This window comes from Nocardiopsis sp. NPDC006139, from assembly GCF_040614155.1.
Lineage (GTDB): Bacteria > Actinomycetota > Actinomycetes > Streptosporangiales > Streptosporangiaceae > Nocardiopsis > Nocardiopsis changdeensis.
In genome coordinates this window covers 125,185-143,684 of record NZ_JBEXTT010000001.1, presented here as the reverse complement: position 1 = coordinate 143,684, position 18,500 = coordinate 125,185, and the positions used below count along the sequence as shown (strand labels likewise).

Annotated in this window: 13 protein-coding genes and 1 riboswitch; of the genes, 12 read left to right on the top strand and 1 reads right to left on the bottom strand. The window is 72.8% G+C overall.

What is annotated here, in order from left to right:
* Nucleotides 1–273 precede the first annotated feature (273 nt).
* The 12 genes from ABZ249_RS00610 (at nucleotide 274) to ABZ249_RS00555 (ending at nucleotide 18,146) form a co-directional block, all read left to right on the top strand.
* Entirely contained in the window at nucleotides 274–1,026 is a 753-nt protein-coding gene (locus ABZ249_RS00610) for a CDP-alcohol phosphatidyltransferase family protein (protein ID WP_220565899.1), read from the top strand.
* A 207-nt stretch (nucleotides 1,027–1,233) separates the two neighbouring features.
* Complete coding sequence (locus ABZ249_RS00605; RefSeq protein WP_355256012.1) at nucleotides 1,234–3,735, top strand: mannose-1-phosphate guanyltransferase; 2,502 nt, start codon at nucleotides 1,234–1,236, stop codon at nucleotides 3,733–3,735.
* A 611-nt stretch (nucleotides 3,736–4,346) separates the two neighbouring features.
* A complete protein-coding gene (locus ABZ249_RS00600; RefSeq protein ID WP_220562148.1) occupies nucleotides 4,347–4,889 on the top strand; it encodes an FHA domain-containing protein in 543 nt (180 codons plus the stop codon).
* A 184-nt stretch (nucleotides 4,890–5,073) separates the two neighbouring features.
* Nucleotides 5,074–5,547 carry a bifunctional nuclease family protein gene (locus tag ABZ249_RS00595; RefSeq protein WP_220562147.1) on the top strand — a complete coding sequence of 158 codons (474 nt, stop codon included), beginning with the start codon at nucleotides 5,074–5,076 and terminating at the stop codon, nucleotides 5,545–5,547.
* Nucleotides 5,548–5,965: 418 nt separating this feature from the next.
* Nucleotides 5,966–6,457: a MerR family transcriptional regulator gene (locus ABZ249_RS00590; protein WP_220565897.1), complete on the top strand. Its 492-nt coding sequence runs from the start codon at nucleotides 5,966–5,968 to the stop codon at nucleotides 6,455–6,457.
* Between the two features lie 88 nt (nucleotides 6,458–6,545).
* Nucleotides 6,546–7,586, top strand: a complete 1,041-nt coding sequence (locus ABZ249_RS00585; RefSeq protein ID WP_355255216.1) for a LacI family DNA-binding transcriptional regulator — start codon at nucleotides 6,546–6,548, stop codon at nucleotides 7,584–7,586.
* 299 nt (nucleotides 7,587–7,885) lie between these two features.
* Complete coding sequence (locus tag ABZ249_RS00580) at nucleotides 7,886–9,238, top strand: extracellular solute-binding protein (RefSeq protein ID WP_355255213.1); 1,353 nt, start codon at nucleotides 7,886–7,888, stop codon at nucleotides 9,236–9,238.
* A 62-nt stretch (nucleotides 9,239–9,300) separates the two neighbouring features.
* Nucleotides 9,301–10,248 carry a sugar ABC transporter permease gene (locus ABZ249_RS00575; protein WP_355255210.1) on the top strand — a complete coding sequence of 316 codons (948 nt, stop codon included), beginning with the start codon at nucleotides 9,301–9,303 and terminating at the stop codon, nucleotides 10,246–10,248.
* 21 nt (nucleotides 10,249–10,269) lie between these two features.
* Complete coding sequence (locus ABZ249_RS00570; RefSeq protein WP_355255207.1) at nucleotides 10,270–11,193, top strand: carbohydrate ABC transporter permease; 924 nt, start codon at nucleotides 10,270–10,272, stop codon at nucleotides 11,191–11,193.
* A gap of 40 nt (nucleotides 11,194–11,233) precedes the next feature.
* A complete protein-coding gene (locus ABZ249_RS00565; RefSeq protein WP_355255204.1) occupies nucleotides 11,234–12,877 on the top strand; it encodes a glycoside hydrolase family 13 protein in 1,644 nt (547 codons plus the stop codon).
* A gap of 723 nt (nucleotides 12,878–13,600) precedes the next feature.
* Nucleotides 13,601–13,692: riboswitch (glycine riboswitch) on the top strand.
* A 98-nt stretch (nucleotides 13,693–13,790) separates the two neighbouring features.
* Nucleotides 13,791–16,682 carry an aminomethyl-transferring glycine dehydrogenase gene (gcvP, locus tag ABZ249_RS00560; protein WP_355255201.1) on the top strand — a complete coding sequence of 964 codons (2,892 nt, stop codon included), beginning with the start codon at nucleotides 13,791–13,793 and terminating at the stop codon, nucleotides 16,680–16,682.
* A 231-nt stretch (nucleotides 16,683–16,913) separates the two neighbouring features.
* A complete protein-coding gene (locus tag ABZ249_RS00555) occupies nucleotides 16,914–18,146 on the top strand; it encodes a tetratricopeptide repeat protein (protein WP_355255198.1) in 1,233 nt (410 codons plus the stop codon).
* A 118-nt stretch (nucleotides 18,147–18,264) separates the two neighbouring features.
* On the opposite strand, the gene ABZ249_RS00550 is transcribed toward ABZ249_RS00555, so the two are convergent.
* Nucleotides 18,265–18,456, bottom strand: a complete 192-nt coding sequence (locus tag ABZ249_RS00550; protein WP_220562139.1) for a DUF5999 family protein — start codon at nucleotides 18,454–18,456, stop codon at nucleotides 18,265–18,267.
* Nucleotides 18,457–18,500 lie beyond the last annotated feature (44 nt).

The window sequence follows — 18,500 nt, the reverse complement described above, 5'->3', positions numbered from 1 at the left end:
GCCCGGCCGGCGGGCGCGCCGGCGTCCGCCGGGGCGGCCACGTGGGGGAACGCTTCCGGGACCCGGTTCGTTCGACCTGGGGGATCGCACGGAGCGAAAACGACATATCGGTCAATCAACCTGTAATGCCGCAGGGTACGATGGGCGGGCGATCGCCTGCCGGGCCACAGGGGGAGTGGGGCACCACGGTGGCGGAGAACGACACCTCGGACCGTTATCGTTGGCGTCATGGGGCGATCCGCGGAAGATGGCAGACTCGAGGCGGGGGGCGATGTGGCCAGCCCGGCGGTCAGTGACCGTATCTGGACGGTTCCCAACCTGCTGAGCATGCTGCGGCTGCTGGGCGTCCCGCTCTTCCTGTGGCTCGTCCTGGTGCCGCAGGCCGACTGGTGGGCGCTGGGCGTGCTCGCCTTCGCCGGGCTCAGCGACTGGCTCGACGGCAAGATCGCCCGGGCCTGGAACCAGACCTCCCGGCTGGGCACGGTCCTGGACCCGCTGGCCGACCGCCTCTACATCTTCGCCGCCCTGCTGGGGCTGGTCGTGCGCGACATCGTCCCGTGGTGGCTCATGGCCATCCTCGTCCTGCGCGACGTCCTCATCCTCGGCGCCCTGCCGCTGCTGCGGTATTTCGGCTACGGCCCCCTGCCGGTCAACTTCGCCGGCAAGGCCGCCACCCTGTGCCTTCTCTACGCCTTCCCCCTGCTGTTCATCGCGGGTTACGCCAGCGTCGTCGGAGATGTGGCGCAGATTATGGGTTGGGCCTTCGCGCTGTGGGGAACGGCTCTTTATTGGTGGGCCGGACTGCTGTACGCCGTTCAGGGACTGCGCCTGATCGCCCAGACCCGCCGTGACGAACGCGTCGATCTCACCGACGGTCACCGTGCCGCCGAGGACGGCGACCCCGGTCGCGGCCTCGACCCGGGTCGCTCCGATCCAGCCACACAGGCGACCGCCGACGGCGACCCCGGCGCGGACGTCGACGGTCTCGGCCTGCCAGGCCGGGAGCAGGGGCGGACGGGCACCTGATCCACCGACGGACCGGCTCACCGCGAGTCCTGTCGGAACGAAAGGGAGTGTCGTCTCCACCATGAGAACATGTCCCACCGCGCGGTCGTCCGCGCACTCCGAACACCTTTTCCCCGCGGTGCCTCCCGCGGTCCCCGCACCCTCCACCGTGCGGAGGTGCCGGCGATGACCGCCCGCGAGGAGGGCGCCGCTGCGCCCTCACCGAACATGAAGGCCGTCGTCATGGCCGGGGGCGAGGGCACCCGCCTGCGCCCCATGACCGCCAACCAGCCCAAACCCCTGCTGCCGGTGGTCAACAAACCCATCATGGAGCACGTGCTGCGGTTGCTGCGCAAGCACGGCTTCACCGAGACGGTGGTCACCGTCCAGTTCCTGGCCACCCTGATCCGCAACTACTTCGGCGACGGCGAAGAGCTCGGCATGAAGCTGCACTACGTCGCCGAGGAGGTCCCGCTCGGCACCGCCGGCAGCGTCAAGAACGCCGAGGACCACCTGCGCGGCGAGCCCTTCATCGTCATCTCCGGCGACGCGCTCACCGACATCGACCTCACCGACATGGTGCGCTTCCACCGGGAGAAGGGCGCCAAGGTCACCATCGCCCTCAAGCGGGTCCCCAACCCGCTGGAGTTCGGCATCATCATCGTCGACGAGCAGGGCCGCATCCAGCGCTTCCTGGAGAAGCCCACCTGGGGCCAGGTCTTCTCCGACACCGTCAACACCGGCATCTACATCATGGAGCCGGAGGTCCTGGACCGGGTCGCCGCGGGCGAGGTGGTCGACTGGTCCGGCGACGTCTTCCCCGAGCTCCTGGAGGAGGGCGAGCCCCTCTACGGCTACATCGCCGACGGCTACTGGGAGGACGTGGGCACCCACGAGAGCTACCTCAGCGCCCAGGCCGACGTGCTGTCGGGCAAGGTCGCGGTGGAGATCGACGGGTTCGAGGTCTCCCCGGGCGTGTGGGTCGGCGAGGGCGCCCAGGTCTCCGCCGAGGCCGTGCTCAAGGGCCCGCTCTACATCGGCGACTACGCCAAGGTGGAGGCCGGCGCCGAGCTGCGCGAGTTCACCGTCGTGGGCAGCAACGCCGTGGTGCGCGCCGAGGCCTTCGCGCACCGCACCGTGCTGCACGACAACGTCTTCATCGGCCGCGGGGCCAACCTGCGCGGCGCGGTCATCGGCAAGAACACCGACGTCATGGCGGCGGCCCGGATCGAGGAGGGCGCGGTCGTCGGCGAGGACTGCGTCATCGAGTCCGAGGCCTACCTCCACAACGACGTCAAGGTCTACCCGTTCAAGACCATCGAGGCCGGCGCGGTCGTCAGCACCAACGTCATCTGGGAGTCGCGCGGGCAGCGGTCGCTGTTCGGGCCGCGCGGCGTCTCGGGCCTGATCAACGTGGAGATCACCCCGGAGCTGGCGGTGCGGCTGGCCAACGCCTACGCCACCACCCTCAAGAAGGGCGCGATCGTCACCACCTCGCGCGACGTCTCGCGCGCGGCCCGGACGCTCAAGCGGGCGGTCATCAGCGCCCTGACGGCGGCGGCCATCGAGGTGCGCGACCTGGAGGTCGTGCCGCTCCCGGTGGCCCGCTTCCACACGTCCCAGAGCGGGGTCAGCGGCGGCATCACCGTGCGCACCACCCCGGGGGACCCGGAGTCGGTGGACATCCTGTTCCTGGACTCCGACGGCGCCGACCTGTCCCCGGCGGCCCAGCGCAAACTCGACCGGGTGTTCTCCCGGGCCGAGTACCGCAGGGCCTTCCCCGGGGAGATCGGCGAGCTGACGTTCCCCTCGCGCAACGTGGAGAACTACGCCCACGACCTGCTGCGCGCGGTGGACACCTCCGGGGTCGCCGAGGCGGGCCTGAAGGTCGTGGTCGACTGCGCGGGCGGCAGCGGCTCGCTCATCCTGCCCTCGCTGCTGGGCCGGATCGGCGTGGACGTGCTCACCGTCAACAACCGGCTCGACGAGGACTCGCCCACCGACACCGCGGCCAAGCGCAACCGCGACCTGGAGCGCCTGGGCGAGCTGGTCTCCGGCTCGGGGGCCGACTTCGGGGTGCGGTTCGACCCGGTGGCGGAGCGGCTCTCCATCGTGGACGAGAAGGGCGAGCTGGTGGACGGCGAGCGCGCCCTGCTCGCGGTCCTGGACCTGGTGTGCGCCGAGCGCAAGGGCGGCAGCGTGGCGCTGCCGGTGACCATCACCCGCGTGGCCGAGCAGGTGGCCCGGGCCCACGGCGTCGAGGTGCTCTGGACGGCCACGGCCATCAACGAGCTCACCAAGGCGGTACAGGAGGGGGACGGCGTCATCCTGGCCGGGGACGGCCGGGGAGGCTTCGTCATCCCCGAGTTCAGCCCGACCAGTGACGGCATCGCGGCCTTCGTGCGGCTGCTGGGCCTGGTGGCGCGGACCCGCAGCACGCTGAGCCGGATCGAGGGGGCCATCCCGCACGCGCACCTGCTGCGCCGCTCGGTGCCCACCCCCTGGGCCGTCAAGGGCAGCGTCATGCGGGCGGTCGTGGAGGCGGCGGGCGACCGCGGGCTCGACACGACCGACGGCGTGCGCGTCCTGGAGCCCGACGGCAGCTGGGCGCTGGTCCTGCCGGACACCGCCGAGGCCGTGACCCATCTTTGGGCCGAAGGTCCCGACCCGGACACCGCCCACCGGCTGCTGGCCGAGTGGGCGAACGTCGTCGAACGCGCCGAGGGCTGACCTCGGATCCCTGCCGGGGTGCGGGCCGTGTGGCCCGCACCCCCTTCGGTGTACGGTGGAAACAACGGCCCCGGTGCCGGTGGCCAAGCCGTGCCCGCTGGCTAAACTGGGCATAACGACAGGTCGTGGTGGTACGGCGGCGGCGAGGCGAATCCGTGGGGTGCGGGAGCGAACCAAAACCCCCGGAGCGGCATCGGTAACCAGAGAGGTGTCTCTTCTCGTCGGGACCGTCCCCGGCGGAGTCGGTGCTCCGGGCACCGGATCCGCCGTTCGCCCCACCGCTCCCGAGGCGGGGTGTCCACGGCAGGCCGACGAGGAGCGAAGCCCTTCCCGGACAGGGATATGGTTTAAAGTCGAGTGTTCCCTGGAGCGCCGCGTCGCCTACCGCACGGGCCTTCCCGCAACGGCGGACCCGGTAGAGGTGATGAGGAGTACAACATGGGGGATGAGACCTAGCGACCGACCGTGCGAGGTGCGCCGCTGCCGCGACAGCGGATCGTCTCGCCGCGTTCCGGACGCCGTGCGGGCCCCTCGCCCGCACGACGACCGGAACGTGCCACCGATCAGCCGAATCAAGCACCGCCCCGTGCGGTAGGAGGCCGAGCCGACCTATGTCGAGCGTTTACTGCACGCAGTGCGGTCACGCCGTTGCGGATGATGCCCGTTTCTGCTCCCACTGTGGGACCCCCGTCCGCAGGGACGGACAGCCCGGTCCCCGGCCCGGGGGGAGCGGGGAGTCCGCCGGAGACGTCACGTCCACCATCTCCATCTCCGGCATACAGGCCCTGGAGGAGGAGGACTCCGGTGACGAGTCGGGCAACGTCGACCCCACCAACGTCGACGCCCTGCCGCCCGGTACGGCTCTCCTGGTGGTGAAGCGCGGTCCCAACGCCGGCAGTCGCTTCCTCCTGGAGAACGACGTCACGACCGCCGGGCGCCACCCCAACAGCGACATCTTCCTCGACGACGTCACCGTCTCGCGGAGGCACGTCGAGTTCTTCCGCCGCGGCAACGGTTTCGGCGTCCGCGACGTGGGCAGCCTCAACGGCACCTACGTCAACCGGGAGCCGGTGGACGAGGCCGAGCTGGGCGGCGGCGACGAGATCCAGATCGGCAAGTTCCGGATGGTGCTGCTGACCAAGCCGCGCCGCTGAGGAACGGTATCGGGCGTGCGCGCGCACCGTTGACGGCGGCGGCCGGGGCCGAGTAGGTTTGCGGCCCCCCGCCGCCGGAGAGCTTTGTATCGAAGGGTGCCGATTTCGCCCTCGGGTCCTGATCCAACGGGGGATACAGGGACGAGCGCCCATCCGGCATGACGACTCGTGGGACGGAGCCGCTGTGAAGCACATGGAGTTCGTCGGCGTCCGGGTTGAGATGCCCTCGAACCAGCCGATAATCCTGCTCAAGGAATCCGACGGGGACCGCTACCTCACGATCTGGATCGGCGGGGTGGAGGCGACCGCGATCGCGCTCGCGCAGCAGGGTGTGGTCCCGGCCCGGCCGCTCACCCACGACCTGTTCCGGGACGTGCTGGACGCGCTGGACACCCAGCTCACCACGGTCAACATCACCGGGCTGAACGACGGCATCTTCTACGCCGAGCTCGTGTTCAGCAACGGTGCCGAGGTCAGCGCCCGGCCCTCGGACTCGATCGCGCTGGCGCTGCGGACCGGTACGCCGATCTACGCGCACGAGGACGTGATCGACGAGGCCGGGATGCCCATCCCGGACGAGCAGGAGGACCAGGTCGAGGCGTTCAGGGAATTCCTCGACAACATCACGCCCGAGGATTTCGGGCGCCGTACGGAGTGAAACCGCGCCGGGCGCTCGGGGACGCCCCGGAACACGGCCGCGACCTGCGGTGATGTTCCGGGGTGCCGGTGTTAGATTGGGGACGGGGAAGTGAACGTCGAGGTCGGGGCCGAAAAACGGGGTGCGCGCACACGGCGTGACCACCGCGGCTCCGCGGCACCCGGGGGCGCGCACTTGGCGACGCGCCGAGGGGTGTCGTTGACGCTGCCCTCCGGCCGCCTTACGGTCGGTGCAGTGGAACCCGCGGCGCACCCGTTCCCTCTGTGGACATCCCCTGTCGAGACCGCCGCGGGACGAGAAGCCGGAGGTCGGCGTGGCGGTAGCGAGCGGCAAGCGGGAACCCCATGACAGGCGGTCCGCGCTGCGGCTAGCGGGGCAGCAGGGCCTACCGTGCGAAGAGGACGTGGTGGCGCCGCCTATGGACGTCGGGTACCGGGGTCCCGCGGCCTGTACGGCCGCCGGGATCACCTACCGTCAGCTCGACTACTGGGCCAGAACCGGCCTGGTGGAGCCGAGCGTGCACACCGGTGCCCACAACGCCCCCCTGTACAGCCTCCCCGACGTCCTGCTGCTCAAGGTGGCCAAGCGGCTGCTGGACACCGGGATATCCCTCCAGCAGATCCGCACCGCCGTGGACCACCTGCGCGGCCGCCCCGCCCCCGAGCTGGCCCGCATCACCCTCATGAGCGACGGCGTCAGCGTCTACGAGTGCACCTCCCCCGAGGAGGTCGTCGACCTCATGCAGCGCGGCCAGGGCATGTTCGGGCTGGCGCTGGCCAACGTCTGGCGAGAGCTGGAGGAGGCGCTGGGCGTGGTCCCGGCCGAGGAGCGCGGCGAACTGCCCCCCGCCCCGCCCGCGGCCCCGGTGGACGAGCTGGCCCGCCGGCGCAAGGAGCGCCGCACCGGCTGACCCGGGCTCCGCGCCGAGCGCCGCAAGCCGATGACGATTCCTGCAAGCGGATGCAAGCCGCTTGCGTTCCATGCCGTACCTTAGGGGCATGAAACGTCGACTCGCGGAGGTCGCCGAGAAGGTCGGGGTCAGCGAGGCCACGGTCAGCCGGGTCCTCAACGGCAAGCCCGGAGTGTCCCCCGGTACGCGCGAAGCCGTCCTGACCGCCCTTGACGTCCTCGGCTACGAGCGCCCCACCCAGCTGCGCGGCGAGCGCGCACGCCTGGTGGGCCTGGTGCTGCCCGAACTCCAGAACCCCATCTTCCCCGCCCTGGCCGAGGTCATGGCCACCGAACTGGCCCGGCGCGGCTTCGCCCCGGTGCTGTGCACGCGCACGGCCGGCGGGGTCACCGAGGCCGACTACGTCTCGCTGCTGCTGTCCCAGCAGGTCTCCGGCATCATCTTCGCCGGCGGGCTGTACGCCCAGGGCGACGCCGCCCACGACCACTACGCCGACCTGCACGAGCGCAACCTGCCCACGGTGCTCGTCAACGCGGCCGTCGACTCCCTGGACTTCCCCCGGGTGGCCTGCGACGACGCGGTCGCCGTCGAGCAGGTGGTCGCCCACCTGCGGGCGCTGGGCCACGAGGGCATCGGCCTGGTGGCGGGCCCGCCCGACCACGTCCCCTCCCAGCGCAAGCGGGCGGCGCTGCGCTCCTGCTTCGGCGACGGCCCGCCGCCCCCGGTGGAGCACGCCCTGTACTCGATGGAGAACGGCCGGGCCGCCGCCGAGCGGCTGCTGGAGCGCGGGGTCACCGGGATCCTGTGCGCCAGCGACGTGATGGCGCTGGGAGCGGTGCGCGCGGTCCGGCGGCGCGGGCTGTCGGTGCCAGGGGACGTGTCGATCGTCGGGTACGACGACTCCCCGCTGATGGCCTGCACCGATCCGCCGCTGACCACGGTGCGCCAGCCGATCGAGGCGATGGGCCGGTCGGCGGTGGAGGTGCTGGCCCGGTGGATCGACGGCGGCCGGGTCTCCCGCGAGGAGCTGATGTTCGAGCCGGAGCTGGTGGTGCGGGCCTCGGCGGGCCCGGCCCCGGCCCGCCCGGACGGCGGCCCCCGGGGCGAGAGGGAGACCGTCCGGGGCTGAGACACGGGGACCCCGGAGGGGGCGTGCGCGACCGCGCACGCCCCCTCTGTCGTGTCCGGGACCCCGTGCGCCGGATGTCCTCGTCCGGGCGGTTCCGCGGGGCTTCGTTACGCCTTCGTTAGGCGGGTTCGCCCGGCTCCCCTGTGTGATCCAGCTCGCATTATGCCTGTATTTCCAGGCTGTGTAGCTGATTTGCAGACTCATGTTCATTTCTTGCAGAAGTGTGTCCGGCTATTTTATCGTTCCGGCACCACCACATGGCTTCCCCGGGGGAGGAGCCGGAAAGGAACGAGCAGGTTATGGGCACACACCGTGTCGCAGTTCCCCGGCGCACCGCACTCGCGGCCGCCGCCGTCGCCCTGGCGGTGGGCGTCACCGCCTGCGGCTCCGACGCCCCGGCCGCCGACGGCACCGTCACGATCGTCGTCAACGGCCAGCCGGAGCGGACCAAGCCGGTCGAGCGGGCGATCTTCGACGACGACGTGGAGGAGTTCCACTCCCTCCACGAGGACATCCGCATCGACCCCCGCGAGGGGTTCATGGACCCCGCGACGTTCCAGACCAAGCTCGCCGGAGGGCAGCTGGAGGACGTCTTCTACGTCTACTTCACCGACCCCGCCGCGCTCATCGAGCGCGGCCAGGTCTCCGACATCACCGAGCAGGCCGAGGCCCTGGGCATCACCGACCGGATCCAGCCCGGGCTGCTCGACGTGTTCCGCGACGAGGAGGGCCGCCTGTACGGGCTGCCCACCGCCAACTACTCGATGGGCCTGGTCTACAACCGGACCCTGTTCGAGGAGGCCGGACTGGACCCCGACTCCCCGCCCACCACCTGGGAGGAGGTCCGCGAGGCCGCCGACGCCATCAGCGACCTGGGCGAGGACTACGTCGGCTTCGCCGAGCTGAGCACCAACAACCAGGGCGGCTGGCACTTCAACGCCTGGATGAACTCCCTGGGCGCCGAGACCGTCGACCGCGGCACCATGACCGCGAACGTCGACGGCGCCCAGGGCCGGGAGATCCTGGAGACCCTCCACGCCATGCGCTGGGAGGACGGCTCCATGGGCGACCGGCAGATGCTGGAGTTCGAGGACCTCCAGCGCATGATGGGCGCGGGGACCCTGGGGATGTACATCGGCGCGCCCGACAACCTCAAGCCCATCGTCGACAACTTCGAGGGCGACTACGACGACTACGGCCTGGCCCCCATGCCCGAGCAGCAGGGCACGCTGATCGGCGGCGAGGGCTACATGTTCAGGGCCGGGCTCACCCCGGAGCAGATCGAGGCGGGCCTGACCTGGCTCCAGTGGAAGTTCCTGGAGCCCGACCGGTTCCAGGAGATGATCGACGACGCCCTCGAACTGGGCTCCCCGGTCGGCCTGCCGATGGCGCCCACGCCCGACATCTGGGTCGGCGGCACCCGCGAGGAGCAGCTGGCCCTGAAGGAGGCCAACGCCAACGTCCCGCTGGACAACTACCAGAGCTTCGTGGACGCCCAGCCCGACATCCCCGGCTTCGTCGAGCCCCCGCAGGCCCAGCAGGTCTACGCGATCCTCGACACGGCCATGCAGGCGGTGCTGACCCGCGAGGACGCCGACATCGACGAGCTGCTCGCCACCGCGAGCGACGAGATCGACGCCGTCCTGGAGTGACGCCCCCGCCCCCGGCGGCGGCCCGCACCCCGGGCCGCCGCCCCGTCCCCACGGAGTCCGCCATGCCCGAAACCGGCACCGCGACCGTTCCCGCGCCGCCGGCACCACCCGCCCCGGCCCGCGCCCCCCGCCGGCCGGCCGGGGCACTGCGCCGCCGCGTCGCCGAGAACGCCGTCGCCTACGCCTTCCTGTCCGCCGCGATCCTCTGCTTCGCCGTCTTCTCCTGGTATCCGGTCACCCGGGGCGTCGCGCTGGCCTTCCAGCGGGTCAACTTCGTCGCCGACCCGGTGTGGGTGGGGCTGGAGAACTTCCGGACCCTCGCCGAGGACCCGCTGTTCGCCACCGCCTGGGCCAACACCGCGCGGTTCACCCTGCTGGCCCTGGTCTTCGGCTTCGCGCTGCCGTTCGTGCTGGCGCTCGTCCTCAACGAGCTCAGGCACGCCCGCGGGTACCTGCGGCTGGTCGTCTACCTGCCGGTGATGCTGCCTCCGATCGTGTCGGCGCTGCTGTGGAAGTGGTTCTACGACCCCGGCCCCGGCCTGCTCAACGGGGCGCTGCGCGCGGTGGGCCTGCCCGGGCTGGGGTGGACCAACTCCGCCGACACCGCGATGATCTCGCTCGTCATCGTCTCCACCTGGGCCAACCTGGGCACCGCCACCCTCATCTACCTGGCCGGACTCCAGGCCGTCCCCGGCGAGCTGTACGAGGCGGCCGAACTCGACGGGGCCGGGCTGCTCCAGCGGGTGTGGTCGGTGACCATCCCGCACATGCGGTTCGTGATCCTCGTGCTCCTGCTGCTCCAGGTCGTGGCGACCATGCAGGTGTTCGTCGAGCCCTACATCCTCACCGGCGGCGGACCCGAGGGGGCCACCACCACGGTCCTGCTGCTCATCTACCGCTACGCCTTCACCTTCGGCGACTTCGGCGCGGCCGCGGCCCTGAGCCTCATGCTCTTCGCGGTCCTGGCCGTGTTCTCCGCCCTGTACCTGTGGGCCACCCGCGCCCGCTGACCCGCCCCTCGAAGGAGAGCCATGATCCCGACCCGGCCCCGGCGGGCCCGCGGCGGCCCGCCCGCGCGCACCGGGGAGCGCACCCTCGTCTCCCCGCTCACCCTCAACAGCCCCCGGGGCAGGATCGGCTACCGGGTGGTCCTGCTCCTGGTGATCGTCCTGTTCACCGTGGTATTCCTGGGGCCGATGCTGCTGGCGGTGAGCGGCTCCCTCAAGCCCCCCGCCGAACTGGTCCGCACCCCGCCCACCCTGCTGCCGCAGGAGTGGCGGCCCGAAACCTACCCCCTCGCCTGGGAGACCCTGGACCTGGGCCGGTACCTGTGGAACACGTTCGTGGTGGTGGGCGGCGCCTGGCTGTTCCAGCTGGGGGTGGCCGTGCCGGCCGCCTACTCGCTGTCGCGGCTGCGCCCCGTGCTGGGCAACGCCGTGCTGGGGATGATGCTGGCGACCCTCATGCTCCCGGCCGCCGCGCTGCTCGTCCCCACCTACCTCACCGTCGCGGACGTGCCGCTGATCGGGGTCAACCTGCTCAACACGCCCTGGGCGGTGTGGCTGCCGATGGCCGCCAACGCGTTCAACGTGTTCGTGCTCAAGCAGTTCTTCGACCGCGTCCCCGCCGAACTGGTGGAGGCCGCCCGGCTGGACGGGGCCGGACCCGCCCAGATCATGCTGCGGATCGTGCTGCCGCTGTCGCGGCCGATCCTGGCGGTGGTGTCGATCCTGGCGATTGTCGCCGCCTGGAAGGACTTCGTCTGGCCGCTGGTGGTGCTCCAGGACCCGCTGGTGCAGACCATCACCGTCCACCTGGCGCGGATCTCCACCGAGATGCCGCTCAACCTCCTCATCGCCGGGATGGTCGTCTCCAGCCTGCCGGTGCTCGCCCTGTTCCTGGTGTTCCAGCGCCAGGTGATCGCCGGGCTCTCCGCCGGCGCGCTCAAGGGATGACCGTCCCTCCCGCCCCCTCCGACGACAAGGACACCGCAACGTGACCGGACACCACGACCCGGACTGGTGGCGCGGCGCCGCCATCTACCAGATCTACCCGCGCAGTTTCGCCGACGGCGACGGCGACGGCGTCGGCGACCTCGCCGGGGTGCTGCGGGAGATCGACCACCTGGCGGAGCTGGGGGTCGACGCGCTGTGGATGAGCCCGTGGTACCCGTCGCCGCTCGCCGACGGCGGGTACGACGTGGCCGACTACACCGACATCGCGCCCGTCTACGGCGACCTGGACCTGGCCGACCGGCTCATCGCCGCCGCCCACGAGCGCGGTATCCGGGTGATCATCGACATCGTGCCCAACCACTGCTCCAGCGAGCACGTGTGGTTCCGGGAGGCGCTGGCGGCCGGGCCGGGCTCGGCCGAGCGCTCGCTGTTCTGGTTCCGGCCCGGCCGGGGCGAGGACGGGGGGCTGCCGCCCAACAACTGGCGGTCCCGGTTCGGCGGCCCCGCCTGGTCCCGGGTCACCGAGGCCGACGGGAGCCCGGGGGAGTGGTACCTGCACCTGTACTCGGCGCAGCAGCCCGACCTGAACTGGGAGAACCCGCGGGTGCGCGAGGAGTTCGACGCGATCCTGCGGTTCTGGTTCGACCGGGGGGTGGACGGGTTCCGCGTCGACGTGGCCGACGGGATGGTCAAGGACCCGGGGCTGCCCGACGCCCCGGAGGGGGACGAGAGCGCGTTCTCCGACCGCGACGGGGTGCACGAGGTGTTCCGGCGGTGGCGGCGGATCGCCGAGTCCTACGGGCCCGACCGGGTGTTCGTGGGGGAGATGTGGCTGCCCGACCCGGAGCGGTTCGCCCGGTACCTGCGGGCCGACGAACTGCACAGCGCGTTCAACTTCGACTTCCTCAGCTGCCCCTGGGAGCCCAAGGCGCTGCGGTCGGTCATCGACCGGACCCTGGCCGCGCACGCCCCGGTGGGGGCGCCCGCCACGTGGGTGCTGTCCAACCACGATGTGACCCGGCACGTCACGCGGTACGGGCGGGCGGGGGACACCGGGTTCTCGTTCGCGGACCGCCGCCACGGCGAGCCCGTGGACCTGGAGCTGGGCACCCGGCGGGCGCGGGCGGCGGCGCTGCTCGCGATGGCGCTGCCCGGCGGGGTGTACGTCTACCAGGGCGAGGAGCTGGGGCTGGAAGAGGTGGACGTCCCGGAGGAGCTGATCGACGACCCGGTGTTCGTCCGCTCGGGCGGCGCGGACCGGGGGCGGGACGGCTGCCGGGTGCCGCTGCCGTGGTCGGGGGAGGGGCCGCCGTTCGGGTTCGGGCCGCCGGGCGCGGCCGATCCGTGGCTGCCGCAGCCCGCGGGCTGGGCCGCGCGCACCGCCGCGGCCCAGGCCACCGACCCCGACGGCATGCTGCACCTGTACCGCCGGGCGCTGGCGGTGCGCCGGGCCGAACCCGCCCTGGGCGCCCCGCCCGCCGACGGCCCGGGGATGCGCTGGCTGGAGGCGCCCGAGGAGGTGCTGGCGTTCGCCCGCGGCGACGTGGCCTGTGTCGTCAACCTGGGCGGGGACCCGGCGGACCTGCCCGCGCACCGGGGGGTGCTGGTGGCCGGCGGGCCCCTGGAGGGCGATCGGTTGCCGTCCGACACGGCGGTGTGGCTGCGGATCGTCCGAGAGGGATGAAAGAGTGAGAGTCGAGGGCTTCGTGCGGAGGACGGCCGTGCGAAGCCCTCCTCGAACCCTGTCCGAGAGGGATGGGAGAAGGAGCCCGTGCGGAGGGACGGCCGCACGGGCTCCCCCCTTTCCACCCCCGGGTCGAAGGCGGTCGCGCGCCCCGGCACACGTGACGGCCACCGGGAGGGGAGCCCCGGGACCACCGGGCCCGAGGTGGCGGTGCCGGCGATGCGGGCGGGGCCGCTGGGGCGGGCGGGGACCGTGGTGCCGTGTGGATGCGGGTGGGAGCCCTCTTCTGGGGTGACGTTGCCCAGGGCCGGGGGTGGCGGTGTGGGTGGTGCGGGTGGGGCCGCTGGGGCGGGCGGGGGTTGTGGTGCTGTGTGGGCGCGGAGGGGAGTCCTCGCCGGGGGCGACGGCGACCCGGGGCGGGGTGTGATGCGGGACACGGTGTGTTCCGGGGGTGGGGGAGCGGCGGGGGCGGCGCGACTGTCCGAGAGAGGAGTGCGGGGCCGCGCGAAGGCCCCGCCGGGGACCGTCCGAGAGAGGACGGTGGAGGGTCCGTGCGGAGGGACGGCCGCACGGGCCCTCGTCGCGCCCGGGCGCGCGAGGCGCGCGGAACGCGCGGGGGGACTCGGCCTGTGGCGATGTGATCGAGTACGGTCGTAACCACAACAGGGATGAAAACCGACATTCGCCCTGTCCGTACAAGTGAACACAGCGTCAGCAGGCTGTCGATACCGCGCGGGAGAGACCCCTGACCCAGGGGCGCCGACGGGGCAATACTCCCCAGTAACCTCTCAGGCACCACGGACCGTGCGGAGAAGGCCGCTCTGAAGCCTGGGCGCCGCCGTGCCCGGTGACAGAGGGGGAGACCGTGAGGAACACCGCCGATCCGCATCGGCCCTGTCACCAGGAGGTCTCCGTGTCCGACCAGCCCGTGAACGTCCCCGGCGCGCCCGCCCGGGTGTTCGCCGACCGCCACGTCGGACCCGCGCCCGGCGCCGTCGAGGAGATGCTCAAGACGGTCGGCTACGGCTCCACCGCCGAGCTCATGGCCGCCGCCGTCCCCGCGTCCATCCTCAGCGCCCCCGGACGCAGCGCGGATCTGGACCTGCCCGAGGCCATCGGCGAGGCCGAGACCCTCGCGGAGCTGCGCGCGCTCGCCGACCGCAACACCGTCGTCAAGCCCCTCATCGGCCAGGGCTACTACGGCACCTTCACCCCGCCGGTGATCCTGCGCAACATCATGGAGAACCCGGCCTGGTACACGGCGTACACGCCCTACCAGCCGGAGATCTCCCAGGGCCGCCTCGAGGCCCTCATCAACTTCCAGACCATGGTCTCCGACCTCACCGGCCTGCCCGTCACCGGCGCCTCCCTGCTGGACGAGGCCACCGCCGCCGCCGAGGCCATGACCCTGGCCCGCCGCGCCTCCAAGAGCAGGGCCGACGTCTTCGTCGTCGACTCCGACGTCTTCCCGCAGACCCTCCAGGTGCTGCGCACCCGCGCCGAGCCGCTGGGCATCGAGGTCGTCGTCGCCGACCTCTCCCGGGGCCTGCCCGAGGGCGACGCCTTCGGCGTCCTGGTCCAGTACCCGGCCTCCAGCGGTGCGGTGCGCGACCCGGGCGCGGTCATCGCCGCCGCCCACGAGCGCGGCGCCCTGGCCGTGGTCGCCGCCGACATCCTCGCGCTGACCCTGCTGCGCAGCCCCGGCTCCCTGGGCGCGGACATCGCCGTCGGCTCCACCCAGCGCTTCGGCGTCCCCCTCGGCTTCGGAGGCCCGCACGCCGGCTACATGTCGGTCGCCGAGAAGCTGCGCCGCCAGATCCCGGGCCGCCTGGTCGGCGTCTCGGTGGACACCGCGGGCCGCCCGGCCTACCGCCTGGCCCTGCAGACCCGCGAGCAGCACATCCGCCGCGAGAAGGCCACCAGCAACATCTGCACCGCGCAGGTGCTGCTGGCCGTCATGGCCGGGATGTACGCCGTCTACCACGGCCCCCACGGCCTGCGCGCGATCGCCCGCCAGGTGCACACCCGCACCGCGGCGCTGGCCGACGCCCTGGCCGAGCGCGGCTTCGAGGTGGTCCACGGCGCGTTCTTCGACACCCTGCGGGTGCGGGTGCCCAGCGCCGACCGGGTCGTGGAGAGCGCCCTGGCCGCCGGGTTCAACCTGCTGCGCGTGGACGCCTCGACCGTCGGCGTCAGCGTCGACGAGACCACGACCGTCGCAGACCTGGCCGCGCTGGCCGAGGCGTTCGGCGGGGCGGGGCACGGCCCCAAGGCCGCCGTGGCCGTGGACGGGGACGCCGACCGCGTGCCCGGGGACCTGGCGCGCGGGGTGGACTACCTCGACCACCCGGTGTTCAACACCCACCGCAGCGAGACCTCGCTGCTGCGCTACATGCGCAGGCTGTCGGACCGCGACCTGGCCCTGGACCGCACGATGATCCCGCTGGGCTCGTGCACCATGAAGCTCAACGCCACCACCGAGATGGAGTCGGTCACCTGGCCGGAGTTCGCGGGCCTGCACCCGCTGGCCCCGCTGGACCAGGCGGCCGGCTCGGTGGCGCTCATCCGCGACCTGGAGTCCTGGCTGGCCGAGATCACCGGCTACGACGCGGTGTCCCTGCAGCCCAACGCCGGCTCCCAGGGCGAGTTCGCCGGCCTGCTGGCCATCCGCGGCTACCACCGCTCGCGCGGCGACGACCACCGCGACGTGTGCCTGATCCCCAGCTCCGCGCACGGCACCAACGCCGCCAGCGCGGTGATGGCCGGCATGCGCGTGGCCGTGGTGGCCTGCGACGAGGGCGGCAACATCGACGTGGACGACCTCAAGGCCAAGATCGCGAAGCACGCCGACGCGCTGGCCGCGATCATGGTGACCTACCCGTCCACGCACGGCGTGTACGAGGACACCATCACCGAGGTGTGCCGCCTGGTCCACGAGGCCGGGGGCCAGGTGTACGTCGACGGCGCCAACCTGAACGCGCTGGTGGGCTGGGCCAAGCCGGGCGAGTTCGGGGCCGACGTCAGCCACCTGAACCTGCACAAGACCTTCTGCATCCCGCACGGCGGCGGCGGCCCGGGCGTGGGCCCGGTCGCGGTCCGCTCGCACCTGGCGGCGTTCCTGCCCAACCACCCGGGCCAGCCCGAGGCGGGCCCGCACACGGGCGTGGGCCCGGTGTCGGCGGCGCCGTTCGGCTCGGCCGGCATCCTGCCGATCTCCTGGGCGTACGTGCGGATGATGGGCGGCGAGGGGCTGCGCACCGCCACCGAGGTCGCCGTGCTGTCGGCGAACTACGTGGCCAAGCGCCTGGAGCCGTACTACCCGGTGCTCTACACCGGTGCGGACGGCCTGGTCGCGCACGAGTGCATCATCGACATCCGCCCGCTGCAGAAGGCGAGCGGCATCAGCAACGAGGACGTGGCCAAGCGGCTGATGGACTACGGCTTCCACGCCCCGACGATGTCGTTCCCGGTGGCCGGGACGCTCATGGTGGAGCCCACCGAGAGCGAGGACCTGGCTGAGCTGGAGCGGTTCATCGAGGCGATGATCGCCATCCGCGGCGAGATCGACAAGGTGGCGGCGGGGGAGTGGGACGCCGAGGACAACCCGCTCAAGAACGCCCCGCACACGGCGGAGGAGGTCACGGCCGACGAGTGGACCCACGGGTACACCCGCGCGGACGCCGCCTACCCGGTGCCGTCGCTGCGCCGCGACAAGTACTGGCCGCCGGTGGGCCGCATCGACCAGGCCTACGGTGACCGGAACCTGGTGTGCTCCTGCCCGCCGCCGGAGGCCTTCGAGCTGTAGTCCGGCCCGGTAGGGCACCGGGGGCTCCGTCCGGATCCGGGCGGAGCCCCTTATTCGGACATAAGGAAAATCTACGACATAAAGGTGAGGCTTCCGGGCTCCCACGGGGCACACGCGCCCCGAAGGGCGACACCGGCCCCCACGGCACTCTCCCGCCGCCGTCGCGCGCGTTAGAGTTGCGGCGACACCCGCGTGTCCCACCGCGCGGACCCCCACCGGAAAGCGCCCAGCATGACCACGACGTCCGGACCCTCCGCACGCCACGGCGGCCCCGTCGACCCCCGGCCGCGGGCCGTCGACCCCCGGGACGCCCCCGCCGGACCCGCGCCCTCGGCGTCGGAGGCGGCCGGTCTGTGCGACCAGGCCCGCGACCTGGCCGAGAACGGCCACCTCGACCGCGCCGCCGAGCTCTACCGCGGCGCCGTCGCCGCCGACCCGCCCCCGGACGTGCTGGCCCGCGCGCTGCTGGGCCTGGCCGTGGTCGAGGACGGCCGCGGCGACACCGCCGCCGCGCGCGACGCCGCCCGCCGGGCCCTGGACACGGGCGACGCCCGGCACGCGCCCCGCGCCGCCCACCACCTGGCGCTGTCGCTGGAGCAGGACGGCGAGGGCGCCGAGGCCGAGCGGGTCTGGCGCCGCCTGCTGGACCTGGGCGGTCCCGGGCACACCGCCGTCGCCCACTACGGGCTGGCCCGAGCGGCCGAGGAGCGCGGCGACCCCGGGGCCGCCGAGGAGCACTGGGAGGCGGCGCTGGCCCCGCCGCCCGAACGGGCGGAGCGGCTGCACACCGAGACCGTGGCCGAGGCCGCCCGGGACCTGGCCGGGAGGCTGCTGGGCCGGGGGGCGCCGGGCGCCGCCCTGAGCGCCGCCGACCGGGGACTGGCCGCGGCCGAGGACCCGGAGCTGCGCCTGCTGCGCGCCGCCGCCCACCTCGAACACGCCATCGCCGACCTGGACGCGGTCCTCGAACCGCCCGGCGAGGGCGGGGAGCCGGCCGCCCCGCCGACCGCCGGGGCCGCCGTGGAGCTGCTGGCCGGCCTGCTGGCGCTGCGCGGGGACGCCGAGGGGGCCGCCGGGGTGTGGCGCGGCGGACTGCGCGACCTCGGGGACGCCACCGCCGAGGAGGTCGGCGCCCGGCTGCGGCGCGGGTTCGCCCACGGGGGCGAGGAGGACGGGGTGCCCTGGTGGGAGCCCTACCTGACGGAGGCGGTGGCCACGGCCAGCGCGCCGGCGCTGGCGGCGGAGCTGTTCGCGGTGCTGACGCGGATGCACGCCCTGGCGGCGCTGCCCGCGCTGGAGGGGGAGGCGAACCCGGCGCGGCTGCGGGAGGCGCTGGTCCAGGCGGTGCGCACCCCCGACGAACTGGTGTGGGGGCCGGGCCTGCACGCGGATCTGCGGCGCCGGCTGGCGGAGGCCACCGGTGAGCGCGACCTGCTGCCCGAGGACTGGCCCGAGCGCCTGTGAGGCCGCGGGCCGCGGAGCGGTCCGCGCGTACCGCCGCCCGGGGGCTCTGCTCCCGGGCGGGGTTCGTCCGGCCCGTCGGGGGGACCGGTGGGGACGGTGGTGGTCGGGCGTTCGCGGGTCAGGCGGCCAGGACGCGGGGGCGGTGCGGGGCGACGACGGCGCCGTCGGGCAGCAGCTCACCGGTGTCGTCGAAAAGGACGACGCCGTTGCAGAGCAGGCTCCAGCCCTGTTCCGGGTGACTGGACACGACGCGCGCGGCCTCGCGGTCGGTGTCCTCGAAGGACGGGCAGGCGGGTTCGTGGCTGCACATGGGATCGGCCTTTCGCTAGGGACTCGTCATTGAGCTGACGCCAA

What these genes read in the sequence shown, in the direction of transcription:
- ABZ249_RS00605 (WP_355256012.1), top strand. Translation starts at nt 1,234, where the DNA reads ATGAAGGCCGTCGTCATGGCCGGGGGCGAGGGCACCCGCCTGCGCCCC.
- ABZ249_RS00600 (WP_220562148.1), top strand. Translation starts at nt 4,347, where the DNA reads ATGTCGAGCGTTTACTGCACGCAGTGCGGTCACGCCGTTGCGGATGAT.
- ABZ249_RS00590 (WP_220565897.1), top strand. Translation starts at nt 5,966, where the DNA reads ATGGACGTCGGGTACCGGGGTCCCGCGGCCTGTACGGCCGCCGGGATC.
- ABZ249_RS00585 (WP_355255216.1), top strand. Translation starts at nt 6,546, where the DNA reads ATGAAACGTCGACTCGCGGAGGTCGCCGAGAAGGTCGGGGTCAGCGAG.
- ABZ249_RS00580 (WP_355255213.1), top strand. Translation starts at nt 7,886, where the DNA reads ATGGGCACACACCGTGTCGCAGTTCCCCGGCGCACCGCACTCGCGGCC.
- ABZ249_RS00575 (WP_355255210.1), top strand. Translation starts at nt 9,301, where the DNA reads ATGCCCGAAACCGGCACCGCGACCGTTCCCGCGCCGCCGGCACCACCC.
- ABZ249_RS00570 (WP_355255207.1), top strand. Translation starts at nt 10,270, where the DNA reads ATGATCCCGACCCGGCCCCGGCGGGCCCGCGGCGGCCCGCCCGCGCGC.
- ABZ249_RS00555 (WP_355255198.1), top strand. Translation starts at nt 16,914, where the DNA reads ATGACCACGACGTCCGGACCCTCCGCACGCCACGGCGGCCCCGTCGAC.
- ABZ249_RS00550 (WP_220562139.1), bottom strand. Translation starts at nt 18,456, where the DNA reads ATGTGCAGCCACGAACCCGCCTGCCCGTCCTTCGAGGACACCGACCGC.